The sequence below is a fragment of the Vibrio lamellibrachiae genome (assembly GCF_050337265.1).
Classification (GTDB): Bacteria; Pseudomonadota; Gammaproteobacteria; order Enterobacterales; family Vibrionaceae; genus Vibrio; species Vibrio kyushuensis.
Genome location: NZ_JAKJSU010000005.1, coordinates 93906 through 114230 on the forward strand (window position 1 = coordinate 93906; position 20325 = coordinate 114230).

Consider the following 20325-nt stretch of genomic DNA (forward strand, 5'->3'; position numbering starts at 1 on the left):
AAAGCCATGAAACTGACGTGCCACTTTATATCGAATAACTGACCTCATTCTCCGTTTTTCCAGCAACTTCGGCTTCATCTAATTTAAATTCACGACTTCCTTTATTTATGACTGATTCATCATTTTGTTGAGGCATATCTAGATAACGATCTCGTATATCCCAAAATTCATCGAGAATACTGATAAACACATCGTAAATGGTAGGGTCAAAGTGATTCCCTCTCCCTTCACGCATGATTGACATCGTTTTCTCCTTACTAAATGACGCTTTGTAGACACGTTTACAAGACAATGCATCGAATACATCAGCGATTGCCATAATTCTTGCTGGCAGAGGGATATGTTCACCTTTGAGACCAAGGGGATACCCACTACCATCCCAACGCTCATGGTGGTAATGAGCAATATCACGCGCAACATTTAAAAATGAATTTGCTTGTGCCTGCTGTAGTTCATCTTGCAACGCTTGTATAGATGACGAAATTGCATTGGCTCCTAAAGTCGCATGCTCTTTCATGATGTGAAATTCTTGAGGCGTTAGCTTACCCGGTTTCAATAAAATTCTATCGGGAATTGCGATCTTGCCAATATCGTGCAGCGGAGCCGATTTATACATCAACGTTATTAAATCATCATTAAGTTGATCTTTATAATTTGGATGAACTTTCAAGGCATTACCCAAGGCTCGTACATAATTTTGAGTTCGCCTTAAATGCTGACCAGTTTCGTTATCACGAGTTTCAGCAAGCGTTGCCATACTCATAATAGTGACATCTTTAGTCACCATTAGCTCTTTAGTACGATCTGCGACTTTCTGCTGTAAAGAATGATTAAGTTCAATCAAATCACGTTGGGCTTTTTTCTTTAATACCTCATTTTTAACCATCAGCCAAACCAGTAGCAACCCAATGATATATATACAAAGTGCAGGGTATAAAAAGTTAAGGTGCGAGAACATTTTTGCCAAGGTAAACATTTCAGTACTTTCAACAACGACTATTTTCCAGGAGTCTTCCATACTGATTTGTTCAGTTTCTTTGTTAGGAACTTCTATCCAACTATAACGCTTGCCAATATCAATAAATGATCCTTCTTTCAGTTCCGACATCTCATCCCATAAGGGCGGATTTTGGTTCTTCAAGGAGTGGTTATTCCCCAACATAAAACCCCACTCAAGTGACTTATCGTTATTTGACAGCCAGTAACCTTGTTGATTTATCAACATCGCATCACTTGAAATCGATTTCATCTGCTCCTTAAAGGTGTTCAAAACAAGATCACCAAAATAATTAAGAATTATTGTGCCTTGAAGTCGACCATGAGAATCATACAAAGCGGTGCCATATCGCATCATTGGCATGTAGGGTTCCTCTATGCGATCTTGCTCCATATTCAGGTCAAGTTGAGAAATATAAATGCGCCCTTTGTCTAGAGCCAAACTCTCTTTCACGTAATAACGACTTGCTTTGTCTTGCAGTTCAAAATGTGGCGTTGAGAATGCGTGGCCATCTCGATAATCAACCCTAACAAGCTCCTGACCATTATTATCAAGTAGGCGTATTTGAGCATACTGAGTGGAGTGGATAGCTAGATTAATAAATAGGTTTTCAATTTCGTTACGAGTGGGTTCAATACCATAAACCATGTAATTACGTATCGGTTGACTGTCCGAAAGGAAATTTATATTTGCTAAGTTAGCTTCAAAGTCATGTTGAATAAAACGACTTGCTAACTTAATTGCTGTATCTATATCTGATTGATTTTTTTCTCGGTCCAGTTTAAAAAACAGTGTGTTTATCGCAATCAAAATAGCGAGGTTTACCAAAAACAAAACAGATACCAGCGTTAAAAACCTTTTACGCATTGCACGTTTATCGATAGCATTTAATTCACTTGCAGTTTTTCCCATAAAGCCTTCCTAGCAACTACTTATTTATAATTTAATATGCCACCTTTAGTATATGCGTGCGATGGAGTATTCCCCTACAAATATATTTCAAATTTGTGGTTTATCACCCTCGCCTGACCTAGATCAAATCGTAATAGACCGATCCCTAGCTTTCCTACTGTGTAATAATCATGCGAATTTTCCTCATTTCTTAGAGGATCTTTTCATTTGTTAACAATTTGATCATGAAAACCCCCTATTTTCATCTGCATTTCTCAATGTGTAAGCCTAAGTTTACTCTCGACTAGCTGATAAACACATGCAAGATTTAACAACTTGGTTACACTTAAGCTATCTGGTCATATCGAGATTTATCACTATAACCACTAATGTTTTCAGCGAAATGGAGCAGTCTAAAGGCGTTATTCAGGACAGCATTTTGCCACACGTACTGTAGAAGGTTTTAGGGAAAAAAAGTCTCGCTGTGCACTCATAAGGAGCTTGAGATGAACGTTCAATCGTTACCCATGCATCGATTCATCGACCACCATGGTCAACTCGTAACCACCCTTCCAGACTGGGCAGAACAAGACCTGCTTAAAAAGTTCTACTGCGACATGGTACTGACCCGTACCTATGATAATAAAGCTGTTGCACTACAAAGAACGGGAAAGCTGGGCACATATCCCTCTCACCTTGGCGCTGAGGCTATCGGCATTGCCATTGGTCGAGCACTGAAACCTGATGATGTGTTTATTCCTTACTATCGTGACTTACCCGCCATGTGGGCCCGTGGAATCCCAATGGAAAAAAATCTTCAATATTGGGGTGGGGATGAACGGGGGAGCGACTTTTATCCAATCAAAGAATCATCTACACCTTCTGAGCTAGAATCAACGTCATCCTCACCACAATGCCGAGATTTACCTTTTTGCGTTCCTATTGCCACCCAATGCACACATGCAGTCGGCGTTGCATCAGCACTCAAAATTGAAGGTAATCATAATGCCGCACTAGTGACATGTGGTGATGGGGCCACTTCGAAAGGCGACTTTTTAGAGTCCATTAATTGTGCAGGAGCGTGGAATCTCCCTTTGGTTTTCGTCGTTAACAATAATCAGTGGGCCATCTCAGTTCCTCGACGCCTTCAATGTGCTGCAGAGTTTCTTTCTGAAAAAGCAAAAGGTGCTGGTATTGCAGGGATAACTGTGGATGGAAATGACATCATCGCTGTCTTTGACGCCATCACTCATGCTTTAGATTCCGCACGAAAAGGCAAAGGACCAACGCTAATCGAAGCGATTAGTTATCGTTTAAGTGACCATACAACCGCAGATGATGCTAGCCGCTATAGAAGTGAAGATGAACTCCATCAAGCATGGGAGTTTGAGCCCATTATTCGGCTAAATAAACATCTAATAAATCAAGGTCTATGGAGCGACGTAGAAGAAGAGAAACTACTACGTAATTGCAAAGAAACTATAGAGCAAGTGGTCAAGAACTATCTAAATCTCTCCACACAAGCGCCAGAAAGCGCATTTGATTATCTCTATGAGTCAGTAACCCCCGACCTCCATCAACAGCGAGATGAATTAATTAATAAAGCATTGCGAATGCAAGGAGGTAATCATGGCTGATATGACCTTACTTGAAGCGGTCAACCTCGCTCTTCACCATGAAATGGCTCAAGATGATCATGTCGTCGTTCTTGGTGAAGATGTCGGTGATAATGGGGGTGTATTTCGCGCCACAGTTGGCTTAAAAGAGAAATTTGGCCTTAAACGCGTCATCGATTCTCCTTTAGCAGAAGCACTTATAGCGGGTGTCACCGTTGGCATGGCATCGCAAGGGCTAAGGCCTGTTGCGGAATTTCAGTTTCAAGGTTTTGTATTTCCCGCCATGGAGCACTTAATGTGCCATGCAGCGCGCATGAGAAATCGAACCAGAGGAAGGCTAACCTGCCCCGCTGTATTTAGAGCCCCATTTGGTGGAGGCATACACGCACCAGAGCACCATTCAGAAAGTGTTGAGGCACTATTTGCACATATACCTGGCTTTAGGGTCGTCATCCCATCTTCGCCACAACGAGCTTATGGATTGCTTCTTGCCTCTATCCGTAGCAATGATCCCGTTATGTTTTTCGAACCTAAACGTATTTATCGTACCGTTCGCTCCGATGTTAAAGATGACGGAAAGGCTCTACCGCTTGATACTTGTTTCACGCTACGCAAAGGGCGCGACCTTACAGTAGTGACATGGGGCGCATGTGTGGTTGAAACACTTCAAGCGGCCAAAACATTATCTCTTCAGGGTATTGAAGTAGAGGTTATCGACCTTGCCAGTATTAAACCGATCGATATGGCGACTATCTTTCGTTCATTGGAAAAAACAGGGCGATTACTCGTTGTTCACGAAGCGAGTAAAACGTGTGGTGTCGGTGCTGAGATCATTGCGAGAACAGCAGAGCACGCCATGTGTTTGCTTAAAGCACCACCCAAAAGAGTCACAGGGCTAGACACCATCATGCCCTATTATCGAAATGAAGATTATTTCCTTATCAAAGAAGAAGACATCGTACTTGCAAGTAAAGAGTTAGTGGAGGGTTGGAAATGAAGTCATTTACACTACCAGACCTTGGTGAAGGGTTAGCCGAATCAGAAATCATTGAATGGCACGTAAACGTTGGAGATACCGTAGAGTTAGACCAAGTTATCCTAACCGTAGAAACCGCCAAAGCTGTGGTTGAAGTACCCGCGCCTTATAGTGGAAAAATTACCAGTCGTCACGGGAACGAAGGTGATGTGATCAATATCGGCAGCCTTTTAGTCGAAATTGAAGAAGTTGGGGCTACTACGAGTAATGCTAAATCCAAAAAAGAAGCCTCTAAATCCAAGCAGGATGCCGCAACCGTTGTGGGTAATGTCTCCCACCAAAACCACCAAGTTGATGTCGACGACTTTTGGATTGGTGGTGACCATAACACGCCTTCAGAAAAAGCAATTACCGCAATGCCATCTGCACGGTTACTTGCTCAACGCCTTGGGGTTGACCTTACTCGCGTTCACGGCAGTGGTGGCAACGGCATGATTGTCGATGCAGATATTTACAACGAATGTGATAAACAGCTTCCGGGTACAGAAGTGTTAAAAGGTGCTAGGCGCACCATGGTCAACACTATGACCGAGTCACACCATAATGTGGCTGATGTGACAATTACCGAAGAAGCTTTGCTAGGTAACTGGCTTCCTAAAGAAGATATATCCATTCGTTTAATTCAAGCCGTGATCCATGCCTGTCAACAAGAGCCCGCTCTTAACGCTTGGTTCGACGCGGAAACAATGACGCGCTGCGTTCATAGTACAGTTAATGTCGGTATAGCCGTTGATAGCGTACATGGACTGTATGTGCCCGTGCTTCTGCATGCTGATGACTACAACCCCAAAGGGATTCGTCAATGGCTTGATACGACCGTACAAGGAATTCGAGAGCGTAAAATTGGAAGAGAGCAGCTACAGCACGCTACCATCACTCTATCGAATTTTGGAGCCATTGCGGGTATCTATGCAACACCAGTCGTTTCTCCTCCGCAAGTCGCTATTGTTGGCGCGGGTCGAATTATTGAAAAAGTCATAATGAAAAATGACAAGCCTGTGGGCGTCAAAGCCTTACCTATCTCAATGACCTTTGACCATAGAGCCTGTACTGGGGGCGAAGCTGCTAGATTCATAAAAGCACTCGTTGAGCATATTCAAAAGCCAACAGCATAGAAGTAAACTGCTTCATATCAAAAAACATGAGGCGTTATATGACTTAACTGCGCAAATAAACATATAACGCCTATAATTTAAAGCACACCATCATTTAGGGAGTGCTTATGCGTTGGCTTGATTTATTTTCTTCCCTGCCCGTACTTTCTCTCGTCCACTTCCGTGACCTATTTTTATCGATCAACAGCATAGTTATCCTTTCAGAAATCATCTCAAAATTTCACCACACAACGGTATCTAACTCTTTAAATTTCAGGCTTTGGAGTTAAACACATGACAATTAATGAGCAGTGTAAACAATCTCAACTTACCATTTCACAACAAGAGATAGACTGTCGCTTTGATATGTTAGGTTTAGACCTTGCGGAATTAACCAAACTTTTAAAGTACCAGCCTCTAATTCATAAAAACATTGAATCTATTGTTGAACAGTTTTACGACAAACAGCTTCAAAATGCAGAAGTCGTCGCACTGCTACAAGACCCAGATGTACTACAACACGTAAAAGATGCCCAGTCTCAATACATCATTGAACTATTTAATGGTGTGTATGACGAAGAGTATGCCAATGGACGACTAATTATTGGAGCGGTACATAAAAGAATTGGGGTTGAACCCAAGCTATACCTTACTGCTATGAGGCAGTTAAAAGGCATCATTTTTTCGACGATAAAAGACGACAATGGCAGCAATATAGAAGTTGACGCAATTCTCACCACCCTAGATAAACTCTTCTATTTCGATACTACACTGGTCTTGGACACTTATATTAATAGCCTTATTAACGATCTTAAAAGCCACTACACAAACGACCTAAACGAAGAAGTAGCAAAAAGAACCCAATATTTAGAACTTCAGGTGAGAGTGGATGAACTGACCTGCCTATACAACCGCCGTATGATGGATGAGTCGTTAAGGAAAGAACTGAAACTCGCCTTAAGACGTCAGTATGATTTAGCAGTCATTTACATTGATATTGATAATTTAAAACGCATCAATGACGAACAAGGGCATGCTAAAGGGGATGAAGCGTTAAGAAACTTTGGCTCATTGATTAGAAGTTTAATACGCGAGACTGATATTCCATGTCGATGCGGTGGCGATGAATTTTGCATTATTCTTCCAGATTGTAATCACCCCGATGCAATTAAAATGGCACGAAGAATTGAATATGAATACTCCATGTGTGGTCCAGATCAAACGTGCAGTACCGGTGTCGCGGTTTCAACATCAACTCATCCATTAGATTCAAAATTACTGCTACTAGCCGCCGATGAACTGATGTATCAAAACAAGAAAAATAAAAAGGAAGTGGACAGTAAAAGTAATTTAAACGGAATCGATTAGCTCAGGCATCAGCTCAAATAGATCACCCACTAGCCCGTAATCCGCTATTTCAAATATTGGAGCTTCTGGGTCGCTGTTAATAGCAACAATCACTTTAGAATCTTTCATCCCTGCTAAGTGCTGAATAGCGCCGGAAATACCAATGGCGATGTACAACTCAGGCGCAACTATTTTACCGGTTTGCCCAACTTGCAAATCATTGGCAACAAACCCCGCATCAACGGCAGCACGAGATGCTCCAATCGCTCCATCCAATTTATCGGCTAATTGCTCAACCAACGCAAAGTTCTCTTTGCTTCCAAGCCCTCTTCCTCCTGCAATGACGACTCTTGCAGCCGGTAATTCAGGACGTAACGTTTTCACTTTTTGCTGAGACACAAATTCCGTATCAGACGCAGAAATTTCTTCATTGAATTCCGTTATTTTACATTGGTTATCAGAATTCATTTCAGCCGCATCATAGGCAGAGCTGCGAATCGTCATGACTTTAATCGGATCGTTTGATTTAACTCTAGCTAACGCATTACCAGCATATATTGGTCGAACAACCACATCCGGCGCTTCAATCGCTATAACATCAGATAACTGACCAACACCGAGTAACGCAGCAACACGAGGCATTAAATCCTTGCCAAACGTCGTCGCTGAAGTAAATACATGCGTGACAGGAGCTTCATCCTCAACACCACTTTGAATGTATTTCACTATTAGCTTCGACAGGTTTTCCGTTAACGAAATCTGATAACATTGAGCATCTGCAACGATAACATTAGTCACACCCTCTATTCCGGAAGCCGAACCCGCTACAGATTGGCAGTCGTTACCAATAACTAAAACCGATATTGATGTGGGTGTCGATGCGTTGAGTTTAACTAGAGTCTTTGCCGCGCTGATCGTTTTTAACGTATCAATCGAAATGGTTTGATTATCATGTTCAGCAATAACAAGTGCGTTTATATTATCGTCAATCATTGAACCGCTCCTTTAACTAAAAGTACCCTAAAACTAGATAACCTTTGCCACATTTTTAAGTTTATCCACCAACTCAGAAACACTTTCAACCATGACACCGGCTTCACGAACAGTAGGCTTAAATACCTCTAAGATTTCTTGATGCGATACCGCCTCAATACAAAGATCGTTGAGTGTTAAGATATCGAGTGGCTTACGTTTGGCTTTCATAATATTAGGAAGAGACGCATATCTGGGTTCGTTAAGGCGTAAATCAGTACTTATTACAGCAGGGAGCTTCACTTTCAGTATTTCTAACCCACCATCAATCTCTCTGGTAACCACGGCATTATCGGATTCTATTTCCAGCTTAGATGCGAAGGTTGCTTGAGGGCTGTCCATTAGCGCCGCCAGCATTTGCGCGACTTGATTATTATCGCTATCGATGGATTGCTTACCTAATAGAACAAGCTCACACAAATTCTTGGTCACTATGGCATGAAGTACTTTTGCAACCGTCAATGGCTCAATTGGTTTTTGGTTATCAATACCAGGCGTATACACATCCGTAGTATCAACATGTATCGCTCTATCAGCACCTAACGCAAGAGCAGTACGTAGCTGTTCTTGGCAGGTATTATCCCCTATGGACACAACAATAACTTCGTCCGCGGCATCCGACTCTTTTAGCCTAACAGCCTCTTCTACGGCAATTTCGCAAAACGGGTTCATTGTCATCTTTACATTGTTCGTTTCAACACCGGAACCATCTTGCTTCACCCTAACCTTTACGTAAGGGTCAACAACGCGCTTTATCGCTACTAATACCTTCACAATGCGTTCCTTTTTCAATGAATGCGGTTCGTGCAAGCCTTAATTTTGAGCTTAGTTGAGTTTACGTTTACGTCAACTGGACTATATTTAACGGTAATACCTATGTGTAGAGGCAGGTTTACATCATGGACAGAGAATGCATGGAGTTCGACGTTGTTATAGTAGGTGCTGGCCCTGCAGGCCTTTCCGCAGCCTGTCAGCTCGCTAAGTTAAACCAATCAAACGCTGGACAAGAACGTACAATTTGCGTCGTTGAAAAAGGGGCAGAGGTTGGTGCCCATATTCTTTCAGGTGCTCTGTTTGAAACAACCGCGCTCAATGAGCTCTTTCCAAATTGGCGAGAAATGGACACTCCAATTTCAACGCCAGTAAAGAGTGAAGACTTAGTCTACCTAACTACTCAATACAATCATGTCACCATCCCCCATGCTTTAACACCAAGGCCAATGCACAATGGTGGAAGCGACAATAGTAGAAGTGACCATGGTGGAAGTGACAATAGGGACGAACCCTTAAACTATGTCATCAGTTTATCTAAGCTTTGCCAATGGCTTGCAGTACAAGCCGAAGAACTTGGTGTGGAAATATTCCCCGGTTTTGCAGCTGCGAGTATTAACTATGACGATAACGGCTCAGTTACCGGGATCAACACATCTGATATGGGGCTAGATAGAAACGGGGAACATAAAAACAACTTTGAAGCCGGAATTGAACTTAAAGGAAAATATACTCTGTTCGCAGAAGGTGCGAGAGGCCATTTAGGAAAACAGCTGATTGAGCGCTTTAATCTGGACGTCAATAAACAACCCCAGCATTACGCATTGGGGCTAAAAGAAATCTGGCAGTTGCCAAGCGACGCGGATGAATATTGCGCAGGTAACGTGGTACACAGTACAGGCTGGCCTCTATCCGAATCGAAAAGTTCCGGCGGCGGTTTTCTTTATCATTTAGCAGACAATCAAATTGCGGTTGGTTTAATCGTTGACCTTAACTATGACAATCCCTACCTAAGTCCTTTTGATGAATTTCAGAGATTAAAGCACCACCCTAGTTTTAGCCGCTATTTAAAGGGAGCTGAGCGAATTTCCTATGGAGCGAGAGCCATTGCTAAAGGCGGCCTTCACTCGCTGCCAAAACAGCAGTTTCCCGGTGGTGTCTTAATCGGTTGTGATGCTGGTACGTTGAACGCTTCTAAAATTAAAGGCTGTCATAGTGCTATGAAATCGGGAATGTTGGCAGCACAAGCCATCGCTTACGAACTCGCAAATGACAGCGCCAACATTGAGCCTGACTATCAGGTTTTATTTGAGTCGTCATGGTTGTATAGAGAGCTAAACCAAGCACGAAATTTTTCAGCGGGCATACATAAATACGGTGATATTTTAGGAGGCGCTCTAGCGTCATTCGAACACAATGTTTGTGCTCGAGTTCTTACACACAAAATCCCTTGGAACATAAAAGATTTTGAGAACGATCATAGCCGACTAAAAATGAGTACTAACTCTCAGCCTATCCACTACCCAAAACCGGATGGTAAGCTCAGCTTTGATAAACCGTCATCCGTCTATCTGTCCGGAACCCAACATGAAGAAAACCAGCCTTGCCATCTGATTCTTGCAAACCCTGAACTACCTATTGCTAAAAACTTACCGGATTACGATGAACCAGCTCAAAGGTATTGCCCTGCTGGAGTATATGAAGTTATCGAAATAGAAGGTCAGAAAAAACTCCAGATCAACGCTGCTAATTGCGTTCACTGTAAAACTTGCGACATAAAAGATCCTTGTCAAAACATCACATGGCAATCACCTGAAGGGGGTGGAGGCCCTAATTATAAAAATATGTGATATTTAGCTGATCTGAGTACAATTCCTTTACGGAGTTTCAATTGGTTAGTATCACATTGTCTGAGTTCGGGCAGCACAAATACATGTCAAATGTTTCACGTCCTAGCCACTCAGTTCTACGCTAAGCACATTAACCAAATATAGTGCTTAATGTAGATTGAACACTATTCCAAATTACTTCAACGTCAACTAGTAGCCGATTTAATCATAGATGGAAATCGATTCTTTTTAATCACACTAGAGAAGTAATATGAAAAAGCTTATTTTCCTTTCCGCTGCTCTCGCTATTACAGGCTGTTCCACCGAACACCAAAGCCCAAACCAAGACAGCCATGCAAACAGTGGGCAACTCAATAAATCCGACGTTTCCTTATATGGCGCAGAGGTTTATAGCCACGAAAAAGTTCAATTTGGTAAATTTGTTGTTCGTATGAAAATGGTGTCTAGCCCCGGCGTTGTATCGTCATTTTTCACTTACGATAATGAATCATGGCAAGGTGGGATCCCATGGCGTGAAATCGATATTGAAGCAATCGGTAAGCACCCTAACCAACTACAAACGAATTTGATCACAGGATTAGCATCAAATCGGCTTCACTCTGAAAATACACACTCTGTCGCCAACCTTAACGATTTCAATCAATACACCTTGATTTGGACTCCAGACAAGATTGAGTGGCAAGTAAATAGCGATACCATTCATAAAGAGCTTGGCTCTCACTCCCAACAAGTCATCGATATGCGTGACAGTCCACAAAGTTATCGAATGAACGTTTGGATCTCAGAGGCCATCGGTTGGGTTGGAAAGTTCGAAGTAGAATCGTTACCTCTTTATCAAGTAGTCGATTGGATTGAATACTATAGCTACGACAAGGGTGACTTCACTCTTGCTTGGCGTGATGATTTTGATGATTTCGATTACTCAAGATGGGGAAAAGGTGATTGGGGCTTTGAAAGCAACCTTGTGACGTTCTCTCATGATAATGCGGATGTCATCGACGGTAAGCTAATATTGGCGTTAACCTCTGAAGTCACAGGGATAAAGCTCAATAACAACGAGTAATCGCACTATTTAACCAACCATTAGCCCCCAAGCAAACGGATTTATTGCTTTTGATAACAATCCGAATTAGGAACCGATCGTTTTTCAACTGTTATGGTACACTTTAGTGAAAGATATCAGAGACAAGATATCGCTAAAACACTAAGCAAGATTATACATTAAGTTAAGATAAATACGGCAGGATGAGAAATGTCTTCAGATTACACTGGCGCTAGCGCCGCCTATAAAAGCAAAGAAAGTGGCTACCGCGATAAAGCATTAAAACTTTACCCTTGGGTATGTGGTAACTGCGCACGTGAATTCGTTTACTCTAACCTTCGCGAACTAACCGTTCACCATAAAGATCATGACCATACCAACAACCCTGAAGATGGTAGTAACTGGGAATTGTTATGCCTTTATTGCCATGATCACGAACACTCTAAATACACTGACCACGACCGCTACGGTGTTGATGCACAAGCAAAGCTAGATGATCATGAAAGTGCAACGCACAACCCATTCGCTGATCTAGCTAAGTTAATGAAAAAATAGGGTTGTTCATTACCTATCGCTAGTTTGTTAAAGCCTGTTTTTACCTCGGTACTGACAGGCTTTTTAGTTTATCCCCTCCCCCTTAACTACCTATATAACTAAGTTAACTCAATAAATTACGCATTATTTGACCAATGTTTCTCAGCGCGTGTAATGTATCTCTATTCACAATGGAATAGATTTAAAATAAGGCCAACAACATGGAGTTAGTTGCACCCACTCTTTCACTTGAATCGTCATTCAAAACTTTTGTTGAAGATTTTTCGTCAAATGATGTCGAAAATTCAGAATATTACGCAGAAGGAAAAACAGACTTTATCCGTTATGTTAAACGACTGGCAGATGAATCTAACGGCATCAATTTGCGAGAAGACTACGTCCCTTGTAGCCATTTCTGGTTGGTGAATGGAGAAGATACAATCCTTGGAGCGATTCGGGTTCGTCATAACATTGAAAATGAATTTCTTACTATCGAAGCAGGTCATATTGGGTACGATATAGCACCATCTTTTAGAGGGAAAGGTTACGGAAAGACGATGCTTAAACTCGCTATTTCCAAAGCTACAGCCCTAGGTATTCCTAAAATACTGATTACCGCAGACGAAGATAATATTGCCTCTAGAAAAGTAATCGAAGCCAATGGGGGAGAGTTCGAGAACATCGTTAAAGGTAAAGTATTTAATGTCCCGTTGGCTAGGTATTGGATTAACTATGCTACGTTTAACAGTATCACGACATAAAAATAGAGATTTTTATCAATCTCATTCTTCTATAAGGAGGCAACCTTGCTTTATCCAATGGCTTTAATGGTTTTACTTACCTTCATTGTTGGTTTAACAGCTCTAAAAACAAGGTTTGGTAATGTCAAAAATGGGGTTGTTAATGCTCGGTACTTTAGGTTGATGGAAGGCTACGAGGTTCCCGCTTCAATTACAAAATCGACTCGTAACTTTAATAATCAATTTGAGATACCCATACTATTTTACGTCGCTGGTACCCTATACATAAGCTTAGGCTTCGAAAGTATGTTAGCTCTCTTTCTTGCTTGGCTATTCGTTCTTCTTAGATACATCCATTCCTATGTTCATTTAACTTACAATAAAATCGTCCATCGAATGATCTCATTTTGGTTGTCCTTCCTCTGTGTCATTGGGTTATGGATTGAATTGCTTTTGCAGAACGCATAGCCTCTATTTCCCCTCTGACTAGGTACTATATTTAGATATGGTTGCCAACTAGAAGGTCTCTTGAAACTCATTTTATTTGCTAAATAGCTAGCAACCATCATTTATAATGAGAGGTGAATGAAAACAATGACATGGAACGTAAATGGAAACGGTCGTAGAGCTAGTCAAACAAGATAAGTTGAGAATTGAAGCGCTAAAGTGTGTATTCCAACTTAATCTGCCCGAATGTTACATTGCTGCAGGGTTCGTTCGAAACTTGGTTTGGGATCATTTACACCAAACGCCACTAGCGACTCCCTTAAATGACATAGATGTTATCTATTTTAACCCTAGAGAATTAGACACAAATACTCACATTCTGTATGAGCAAAGACTTAAAATGATGATGCCTCACGTAAATTGGCAAGTTCGAAATCAAGCATTCATGCATAAACGCAATAACGACGAACCTTATCTTAGTTCCATTGACGCAATGAGCTATTGGCCGGAAAAAGAAACCGCCGTTGGTATACGTCTACTCACAAGCTCACAATACGAGTGCATTTCGGCATTCGGGTTCGATTCTTTATTTGATCTGAAAATCACGCATAACCCCAAGCGTAAACTCGATATCTTTGAACATCGTATAAAATCTAAAAACTGGTTAGTACAGTGGCCAAATTTGAATGTGGTTAAATAGCACTTCGTAGGGCTACTGTTATTGCCATGAGCACGAGCACCCAAATCTTGACATCACCGGAGTAAATCAAGAGACTAGCCCAACGTCCAAAATTGATAGCAAACGACTAGAGCCACCAAGTATATGCGAAAGACAGATAAGAAAATCGATAATCAGCTTAGGGTAATATTAACTGATGTGTGTGACACCGCTATAGAAGAACATCCAGGGCTTCAGTGGCTTACCCACACCGTAAATTATGCAAGCTTTCCAAAAAGTCTAAAGATTATTTGTATTTTCGACACCAATGAACAGCTGTCGACCTTTACCATTAAAGGAGACGAAAAAGTACTTACCGCTTTAATCCACCAGAAGTTGGCTAGCATTGGGGTTTCATTTAAAAATACCGCTGAACATATCTCGTACGATACAGAAGAAAACTGCACAAGTGATCATAATGGCAATTGGGCTAAACGGTTAGGTTAGGATTCAATAGGCATTATCAAGAGTTCTCTACAGGCTCGCCAAGTGCCCTGTTTTTACATAGATTAAGGCACCGTCTTCTTTCGTAAAGGGGTTATGTTGACTCAAGTGAGGGCTGCGTAGCCAAGAACCGGCTGGGTAAGCACCATGTTCATCATAAAACGTGCCTTCTAATACCAAGATCTCCTCTCCCCCCCAATGTTGGTGACTACTGAATTCCGTATTGGGTGCCCATTTGACTAGCGCGACGTGCTCACCTTCAAATTCGTGCAATGGCATGACCTTGAGCCCTTCCACTAGACCTTGGTGCCAAGGCTCAATCTGAGTATCGATAGCTTTCTGTTCTGTGTCATTAGGATCAAACTGATGCAATTTTACAAAAATAGTCTTGATGCTCATCTGAAAAGGTACCTTCTAGTACGACAAACTCTTCGCCGCCAGAATGCAGATGTGGAGAAAACTGGCTATACGGTGCAAACCGAACAATGGTTGTGGCTCGTGCTACTTCATCCCCGATTCTATCAAGCATCATTCGCTCCACTCCGGGCATTGGAGAATCGACCCACTGATAATCTTCAGGCCGAATAACGATACGCTGTGTAAAGTCTGCGTTTATATGAGTAGACATAGAGCCTCATGAAACAGTGAGTGATGGTAATCAACGGAATGATAACAATGAATAAGTGAGAGTCCTAATATCGATAGGCCAACCACTTGTCTACATTCTCATACCACCATCGACTTCTAATACTCGACCGGAAAAATAGTCATTTTCCAAAATATACTTAGCCGCTTGCGCTATTTCACTTGGCTGTCCCATGCGCCCGACAGGTACCATGCTGTTGAGCCGTTCAATCGCTTCTGGTTTAAGCTGCTCAGCCATCGCGGTTTTCACAATACCCGGTGCAATAGCCGCTGCCCGTATTCCATAACGCGCTAACTCTTTGGCCCACGTTGTCGCCATTGTCGCCACTGCCGCTTTGGAGGCTGCATAATTCGTTTGCCCCATATTCCCAGCTCTAGCGACACTTGAGATATTAATGATTACGCCCTTTCTCTCCGTTTCAATCATTTTAGCCGCCGCTTCACGAGCACATAAAAAAGTACCAGTGACATTAACATCCATCACTGAATTGAACTGCTCAAGTGACATCTTAGTCATCTCTCCATCTTTTACCTTAACCAGCAGACCATCTCGTAATATACCCGCATTGTTAATCAAGCCATCAAGCTGCCCAAAATCCTCAACAACATCTGAAAATACCTGTTCAACCTCTGCTTCATTGGTCACATTCACACGATAGGTCATCGCTTTCACACCTAACATATGGCACTGATCTTGAGTCGATTTAAGGCCGTCTTCATTCATGTCAATAAGCGCTAACTGAGCCCCTGCTTGAGCTAACGTTATAGCCATCATCTGCCCTAGACCTTGCCCTGCCCCCGTAATAGCTACAACACTCTGTTTTAGATCCATACATTTACTCCGTCATCCGTGCTCTACTTCTTCTCTCGCTGATAAAACTCAAAGAGACTCGAAAAATCAAGTGCTTCATTCCCATTTGCATTATGAAATGCGTACAAACTTCTAGCGAGTGATCCCATTGGTATGGATGACTGACTCTTCAGTGCAGCTTCCGCCCCTAACCCTAAATCCTTTAGCATCAGCTTACTCATAAACCCAGGCTGAAACTCGTTACTTGCAGGGGCATTTTCCATAACGCCAGGACATGGATTATATAGCTCCAGTGCCCAATTCCGCCCAGAGCTTTGTAGCATAATGTCAGATAGCACTTTGGGGTCGAGTCCATTATCAATACCAAGATTGAGAGCTTCACACGTCCCCGACATTAGAATCCCCAACATCAGGTTGTTACAGATTTTGGCCATCTGCCCATCGCCAGCCTGACCCGCATGAAAAATATTTTTTCCCACATGCTTCAAGACCGTTTGCGCTTTTGAAAATCCAACATCCGAACCACCAACGATAAAGGTTAACGTTGCGGCTTTCGCACCCGCAACGCCGCCTGAAACCGGTGCATCGACGAACTCTAACCCTTTTTTATGGGCTTCATTACCCACCAGTCGTGCTGATTCAGGATCGATGGTTGATGAATCGATTAAGAACGTGCCATCGGCCACCAAGTTTAATAGCCCTTTTCCACCGTCATGATCACCTAAATAGACTGCTCGTACATGCTCTCCGGCAGGCAGCATCGTAATCACAGTGTCAGCACCTTGAATTACCTGCTCAACAGAGCTTGCGACCTTTGCGCCAAACCCTGATAACCGTTGGCCAGCCGCTTGGTTCAAATCAAAGACTTGAACAGATAACCCTGCTGCGAGTAAATTCTCCGCCATTGGACCGCCCATATTACCAAGCCCAATAAAAGCAATTGTTGTCATGATAAAACTCCTTCTTCACTTGATAATTGACGCCCCATTGGCGACGTTGAAACTCACTAACGTAAACGGGTTACTTACCTAACAAAGCGAGCGGGTGAGATTCTGGCTCCCATAGCGACATGAAAAGATCATCGATAACACCCGTATCAACCTCTTCAATAGTGGTATATAACCAGCGAGGTTCTCCGTCTTTATCGATTAATCTAGCGCGTACACCCTCTTGAAATTCACCCAGTAATGCACAGCTAACCGACAGGCCAAGTTCAAGGCGGAAACAGTCAGCCAGTGATAACGAGTGATACTGCATAATTTGTCGATAGCATAAATGAGCTGTGATCGGGCTGCCCGAGCGAAGAGATTGCTGCGCCCTTGCCATCCATTTAGCTTCTTGTTCGGTGTGACCTTCAATGTCGATTTGGCTAATCTTTTCACAGATATTCGTAATATCACCAACTTGGCAAGCCGCTTTGATTTTTGCGTAGAAAGGCATCAGCTGTTTTGTAGGGCTTTGTTCTTCTATATCGGCTGCTGCATGCTCAGACAACAAACTTAGAACGTCACAGACAATGTTATGCGACTCTTCAAGGGTTTCATCCACTCCGTCAGACAAGTGTTGTTTCGGCCAATATTGAATTTGTAGCGTTTCAATCAACCGAGTTCTACTCTCAGCTAATAACATGCAGTCAGCTAAGCGAATGTCCACAGCGTCACTTGCATTAACCATGACGCCCGTCAGCCCTAGAAACAGCCCAATCCCCTCATCCAACCGATTAAGAAACCAAGTGCCGCCCACATCAGGATAAAGCCCTATAGTGACCTCTGGCATTGCGAGGCGCGAATTAGGTGTAACAACTTTATGACTAGCCCCCATGAATAAGCCCATACCACCGCCCATTACAATCCCTTCTCCCCAACCAATTACTGGCTTTGGGTAGGTGTGAATGAGAAAGTCACATTGATACTCTAAAGTGAAATAGGAGGTGCAAAATTCCTGGGCTAGTGCTTTTGTCTTATTACTCATCACATCATGCATCGCCCTAACATCGCCACCGGCACAGAATGCTTTACTTCCTTCGCCCTCTAATAGTACGCAAGCGATACTGGGATCATCGCGCCAAAGCAGTAGGAGATCATAAAGCTGGGACAACATATCAAAGGTTAGAGCATTTAGTGATGACGGATTATCGAGCGTCACTATCCCAATCTGATGATTACCATCTGCGCACATTCGTTGCTCAAACTTCACATTATCTGACATACAACACCCTCAATGCGCCTTAAATTAAATCATTAAAGTTAAACAGTTTTACTCATTTATTACTGAATCATTGATTCTTCCAATCAGGTTGACGTTTCTCTAAAAACGCCTGTACACCTTCAGTTTGGTCTTCGGTATCAAACAACTTTAAGAACAGCTCACGTTCTTTGATCAAGCCATGCGACAGTGGTGATGTGCGACCATTTTGAATCAGCTGTTTACACGCATTTACAGAACACGGAGATTGATTTCCAACCGATTGTGCCAACGATATCGCACTCTCTAATGCGACTCCTTTCTCGACAACTTCTTCAACCAAACGTATACCTAAACCACGTTCTGCACTTACCTGTTCTCCACAAAGAATCATGCGTTTTGCCCAGCCTTCTCCAACCAAAGCGGTTAAATTTTGGGTACCTCCAGCACAGGGAAGCAGACCGACTCGGGCTTCTGGCAGCGCCATTACCGCTTGAACTTCAGCAATACGGATATCACAGGCTAACGCGACTTCAAGACCACCACCCATTGCATAACCATTAATTGCCGCTATTGATACTCCCCTGAATCCAGATAACGCTTCAAAAGCTTCGCCAAAGACAACCGCCATTTCTAGAGCAACCTTTTTGTCGCCATCAGCGAACAGTTTTAAATCGGCACCAGCAGAAAAAAATTTTTCACCTTGGCCTGTAATAACCAGGGCATAAACCTCTTTATTGTGATTAAGTCGTTCGATTAGTCGTTTCAACTGACGCAAACTTTCGGCTGTCCACGTATTGGCGGGCGGGTTGTTCATGGTGATAACAACAACGTTATTTTCAACATCAGAGACAAGAAGGCTCTGTGACGACAAAGGAATACCATTCAATTTATCAGACATAACTAACACCCTTTAATTCCTTAAAGTTACGAACGTTCATCAACTCATCGAGATTTTTCATTACAGTATCTCCGCCCCTTCAGCTAACAACCGTCTGGCGATAATCAACCGCATGATCTCGTTGGTCCCTTCTAAGATTTGGTGTACTCGAACATCACGGAAGTAACGCTCTAATGGGTATTCTTTGATGTAGCCATAGCCACCATACAATTGAAGCGCCTGATCGCAGACTTTAAATCCAACATCGGTTGCAAAGCGTTTTGCCATAGCACAATAAGCGGTTGCTTCAGGGTCTTGACTATCAAGCTTACTGGCGGCATAACGAACCAACTGACGTGCAGCAACAAGCTCTGTTGCCATATCGGCCAATTTAAATTGAAGCCCTTGAAACTGTGAAAGGCTCTTCCCAAACTGCTTACGCTCTTGCATATATTGTGTGGCTTGATTGAGCGCTTGTTGAGCCGTGCCAATTGAACAAGTAGCAATGTTAATCCGCCCACCATCAAGGCCTTTCATAGCAAAGTGAAAACCTTGCCCTTCTTCACCTAGTAATGACGACAAAGGTAGTTCTACGTTATCAAAGGAAACAGAACGTGTTGGTTGGCTGTTCCACCCCATCTTTGGCTCTTTTCGTCCATAACTCACCCCTGTCGCATTGGCAGGAATAACAAAGGCCGAAACGCCTTTTGCACCACTGTCCCCCGTTCTTGCCATCACGACAAGCACATCCGTTTCACCGGCTCCTGATATAAACGCTTTGCCACCGTTCAATAGGTATTTATCGCCGACTCTTTTTGCGCTAGTTGAAAGAGAAGCTGCGTCTGAGCCCGCGTTTGGCTCTGTCAAACAATAAGATCCCAGCCATTCTCCGGTGACCAGTTTTGGACAAAATTCGTCTTTCGCCTGCTTCGTCGCGAAGCTGGCGATCATCCAAGTCACCATATTGTGTATAGTCATAAAAGCAGTGGTTGACGTACACCCCATAGAGAGCTGTTCAAATATTATCGATGAATCTAATCGGCTAAGCGCTAAGCCACCTTGTTGTTCCGGTGTATAAAGGCTCAAAAAACCCAATTCACCCGCCTCCCTCAATATCTCTTTTGGAAAGAAACACTTCTCATCCCATTCAGAAGCCATGGGTGCCAACTTTTCATTTGCAAATTGACGAGCGGTATCGGCAAACATTCTCTGATCTTCATTTAACTCAAAATCCATAACCAACTCC

Annotated in this window: 19 protein-coding genes and 1 pseudogene; 11 read left to right on the plus strand and 9 right to left on the minus strand. The window is 42.7% G+C overall.

All coding sequences use genetic code 11. The features are described 5' to 3' along the window. Positions 1-25 precede the first annotated feature (25 nt). Positions 26-1909 (minus strand): HD domain-containing phosphohydrolase, encoded by a 1884-nt coding sequence (locus tag L4C54_RS06030; RefSeq protein WP_428807459.1) that lies wholly within the window; start codon positions 1907-1909, stop codon positions 26-28. A gap of 485 nt (positions 1910-2394) precedes the next feature. Here L4C54_RS06030 and pdhA point away from each other — a divergent pair, with 485 nt between their 5' ends. The 4 genes from pdhA (at position 2395) to L4C54_RS06050 (ending at position 7002) form a co-directional block, all read left to right on the plus strand. Further along, on the plus strand, positions 2395-3525 hold the full coding sequence (gene pdhA, locus L4C54_RS06035; RefSeq protein WP_428807460.1) for a pyruvate dehydrogenase (acetyl-transferring) E1 component subunit alpha: 1131 nt from the start codon (positions 2395-2397) through the stop codon (positions 3523-3525). Further along, the gene (locus L4C54_RS06040; protein ID WP_428807461.1) at positions 3518-4501 is read left to right on the plus strand and encodes an alpha-ketoacid dehydrogenase subunit beta; all 984 of its coding nucleotides are present in this window, start codon (positions 3518-3520) and stop codon (positions 4499-4501) included. Before pdhA ends, L4C54_RS06040 begins: the two co-directional genes overlap by 8 nt. Continuing rightward, positions 4498-5655 carry a dihydrolipoamide acetyltransferase family protein gene (locus tag L4C54_RS06045; RefSeq protein WP_428807462.1) on the plus strand — a complete coding sequence of 386 codons (1158 nt, stop codon included), beginning with the start codon at positions 4498-4500 and terminating at the stop codon, positions 5653-5655. Before L4C54_RS06040 ends, L4C54_RS06045 begins: the two co-directional genes overlap by 4 nt. A gap of 273 nt (positions 5656-5928) precedes the next feature. Continuing rightward, positions 5929-7002: a GGDEF domain-containing protein gene (locus L4C54_RS06050; protein ID WP_428807463.1), complete on the plus strand. Its 1074-nt coding sequence runs from the start codon at positions 5929-5931 to the stop codon at positions 7000-7002. Here L4C54_RS06050 and L4C54_RS06055 read toward each other — a convergent pair. Then, the gene (locus L4C54_RS06055; RefSeq protein ID WP_428807464.1) at positions 6985-7974 is read right to left on the minus strand and encodes an electron transfer flavoprotein subunit alpha/FixB family protein; all 990 of its coding nucleotides are present in this window, start codon (positions 7972-7974) and stop codon (positions 6985-6987) included. The genes L4C54_RS06050 and L4C54_RS06055 overlap by 18 nt on opposite strands. 33 nt (positions 7975-8007) lie before the next feature. After that, positions 8008-8787 carry an electron transfer flavoprotein subunit beta/FixA family protein gene (locus L4C54_RS06060; RefSeq protein WP_428807465.1) on the minus strand — a complete coding sequence of 260 codons (780 nt, stop codon included), beginning with the start codon at positions 8785-8787 and terminating at the stop codon, positions 8008-8010. Between the two features lie 125 nt (positions 8788-8912). On the opposite strand from L4C54_RS06060, the gene L4C54_RS06065 reads away from it, so the two are divergent. The 7 genes from L4C54_RS06065 (at position 8913) to L4C54_RS06095 (ending at position 14562) form a co-directional block, all read left to right on the plus strand. Next, the gene (locus L4C54_RS06065) at positions 8913-10634 is read left to right on the plus strand and encodes an electron transfer flavoprotein-ubiquinone oxidoreductase (protein WP_428807466.1); all 1722 of its coding nucleotides are present in this window, start codon (positions 8913-8915) and stop codon (positions 10632-10634) included. Positions 10635-10884: 250 nt separating this feature from the next. Next, a complete protein-coding gene (locus tag L4C54_RS06070; RefSeq protein ID WP_428807467.1) occupies positions 10885-11697 on the plus strand; it encodes a family 16 glycosylhydrolase in 813 nt (270 codons plus the stop codon). A 189-nt stretch (positions 11698-11886) separates the two neighbouring features. Then, positions 11887-12231, plus strand: coding sequence for a YajD family HNH nuclease (locus L4C54_RS06075; RefSeq protein ID WP_428807468.1), 345 nt, complete (start codon positions 11887-11889; stop codon positions 12229-12231). Positions 12232-12431: 200 nt separating this feature from the next. Then, entirely contained in the window at positions 12432-12971 is a 540-nt protein-coding gene (locus L4C54_RS06080) for a GNAT family N-acetyltransferase (RefSeq protein ID WP_428807469.1), read from the plus strand. Positions 12972-13028: 57 nt separating this feature from the next. After that, entirely contained in the window at positions 13029-13418 is a 390-nt protein-coding gene (locus L4C54_RS06085) for an MAPEG family protein (protein ID WP_428807938.1), read from the plus strand. Positions 13419-13560: 142 nt separating this feature from the next. Further along, positions 13561-14097, plus strand: coding sequence for a nucleotidyltransferase family protein (locus L4C54_RS06090; RefSeq protein ID WP_428807470.1), 537 nt, complete (start codon positions 13561-13563; stop codon positions 14095-14097). Between the two features lie 123 nt (positions 14098-14220). Further along, on the plus strand, positions 14221-14562 hold the full coding sequence (locus L4C54_RS06095; protein ID WP_428807471.1) for a Fis family transcriptional regulator: 342 nt from the start codon (positions 14221-14223) through the stop codon (positions 14560-14562). A 27-nt stretch (positions 14563-14589) separates the two neighbouring features. On the opposite strand, the pseudogene L4C54_RS06100 reads toward L4C54_RS06095, so the two are convergent. The 6 genes and pseudogenes from L4C54_RS06100 to L4C54_RS06125 form a co-directional block, all read right to left on the minus strand. Next, positions 14590-15187, minus strand: a pseudogene (locus L4C54_RS06100) (cupin domain-containing protein). A gap of 90 nt (positions 15188-15277) precedes the next feature. After that, a complete protein-coding gene (locus tag L4C54_RS06105) occupies positions 15278-16036 on the minus strand; it encodes an SDR family oxidoreductase (RefSeq protein ID WP_428807472.1) in 759 nt (252 codons plus the stop codon). A gap of 23 nt (positions 16037-16059) precedes the next feature. Beyond that, positions 16060-16965 carry a 3-hydroxyisobutyrate dehydrogenase gene (gene mmsB / locus L4C54_RS06110; RefSeq protein ID WP_428807473.1) on the minus strand — a complete coding sequence of 302 codons (906 nt, stop codon included), beginning with the start codon at positions 16963-16965 and terminating at the stop codon, positions 16060-16062. 70 nt (positions 16966-17035) lie between these two features. Then, positions 17036-18223: an enoyl-CoA hydratase/isomerase family protein gene (locus L4C54_RS06115; RefSeq protein ID WP_428807474.1), complete on the minus strand. Its 1188-nt coding sequence runs from the start codon at positions 18221-18223 to the stop codon at positions 17036-17038. 67 nt (positions 18224-18290) lie between these two features. Continuing rightward, positions 18291-19100 carry an enoyl-CoA hydratase gene (locus L4C54_RS06120; protein WP_428807475.1) on the minus strand — a complete coding sequence of 270 codons (810 nt, stop codon included), beginning with the start codon at positions 19098-19100 and terminating at the stop codon, positions 18291-18293. Between the two features lie 60 nt (positions 19101-19160). Then, complete coding sequence (locus L4C54_RS06125; protein ID WP_428807476.1) at positions 19161-20315, minus strand: acyl-CoA dehydrogenase family protein; 1155 nt, start codon at positions 20313-20315, stop codon at positions 19161-19163. Positions 20316-20325: the final 10 nt, after the last annotated feature.

What these genes read in the sequence shown, in the direction of transcription:
- L4C54_RS06030 (WP_428807459.1), bottom strand. Translation starts at nt 1,909, where the DNA reads ATGGGAAAAACTGCAAGTGAATTAAATGCTATCGATAAACGTGCAATG.
- pdhA (WP_428807460.1), top strand. Translation starts at nt 2,395, where the DNA reads ATGAACGTTCAATCGTTACCCATGCATCGATTCATCGACCACCATGGT.
- L4C54_RS06040 (WP_428807461.1), top strand. Translation starts at nt 3,518, where the DNA reads ATGGCTGATATGACCTTACTTGAAGCGGTCAACCTCGCTCTTCACCAT.
- L4C54_RS06045 (WP_428807462.1), top strand. Translation starts at nt 4,498, where the DNA reads ATGAAGTCATTTACACTACCAGACCTTGGTGAAGGGTTAGCCGAATCA.
- L4C54_RS06050 (WP_428807463.1), top strand. Translation starts at nt 5,929, where the DNA reads ATGACAATTAATGAGCAGTGTAAACAATCTCAACTTACCATTTCACAA.
- L4C54_RS06055 (WP_428807464.1), bottom strand. Translation starts at nt 7,974, where the DNA reads ATGATTGACGATAATATAAACGCACTTGTTATTGCTGAACATGATAAT.
- L4C54_RS06065 (WP_428807466.1), top strand. Translation starts at nt 8,913, where the DNA reads ATGGACAGAGAATGCATGGAGTTCGACGTTGTTATAGTAGGTGCTGGC.
- L4C54_RS06070 (WP_428807467.1), top strand. Translation starts at nt 10,885, where the DNA reads ATGAAAAAGCTTATTTTCCTTTCCGCTGCTCTCGCTATTACAGGCTGT.
- L4C54_RS06075 (WP_428807468.1), top strand. Translation starts at nt 11,887, where the DNA reads ATGTCTTCAGATTACACTGGCGCTAGCGCCGCCTATAAAAGCAAAGAA.
- L4C54_RS06080 (WP_428807469.1), top strand. Translation starts at nt 12,432, where the DNA reads ATGGAGTTAGTTGCACCCACTCTTTCACTTGAATCGTCATTCAAAACT.
- L4C54_RS06085 (WP_428807938.1), top strand. Translation starts at nt 13,029, where the DNA reads ATGGCTTTAATGGTTTTACTTACCTTCATTGTTGGTTTAACAGCTCTA.
- L4C54_RS06090 (WP_428807470.1), top strand. Translation starts at nt 13,561, where the DNA reads ATGGAAACGGTCGTAGAGCTAGTCAAACAAGATAAGTTGAGAATTGAA.
- L4C54_RS06095 (WP_428807471.1), top strand. Translation starts at nt 14,221, where the DNA reads ATGCGAAAGACAGATAAGAAAATCGATAATCAGCTTAGGGTAATATTA.
- L4C54_RS06105 (WP_428807472.1), bottom strand. Translation starts at nt 16,036, where the DNA reads ATGGATCTAAAACAGAGTGTTGTAGCTATTACGGGGGCAGGGCAAGGT.
- mmsB (WP_428807473.1), bottom strand. Translation starts at nt 16,965, where the DNA reads ATGACAACAATTGCTTTTATTGGGCTTGGTAATATGGGCGGTCCAATG.
- L4C54_RS06115 (WP_428807474.1), bottom strand. Translation starts at nt 18,223, where the DNA reads ATGTCAGATAATGTGAAGTTTGAGCAACGAATGTGCGCAGATGGTAAT.
- L4C54_RS06120 (WP_428807475.1), bottom strand. Translation starts at nt 19,100, where the DNA reads ATGTCTGATAAATTGAATGGTATTCCTTTGTCGTCACAGAGCCTTCTT.
- L4C54_RS06125 (WP_428807476.1), bottom strand. Translation starts at nt 20,315, where the DNA reads ATGGATTTTGAGTTAAATGAAGATCAGAGAATGTTTGCCGATACCGCT.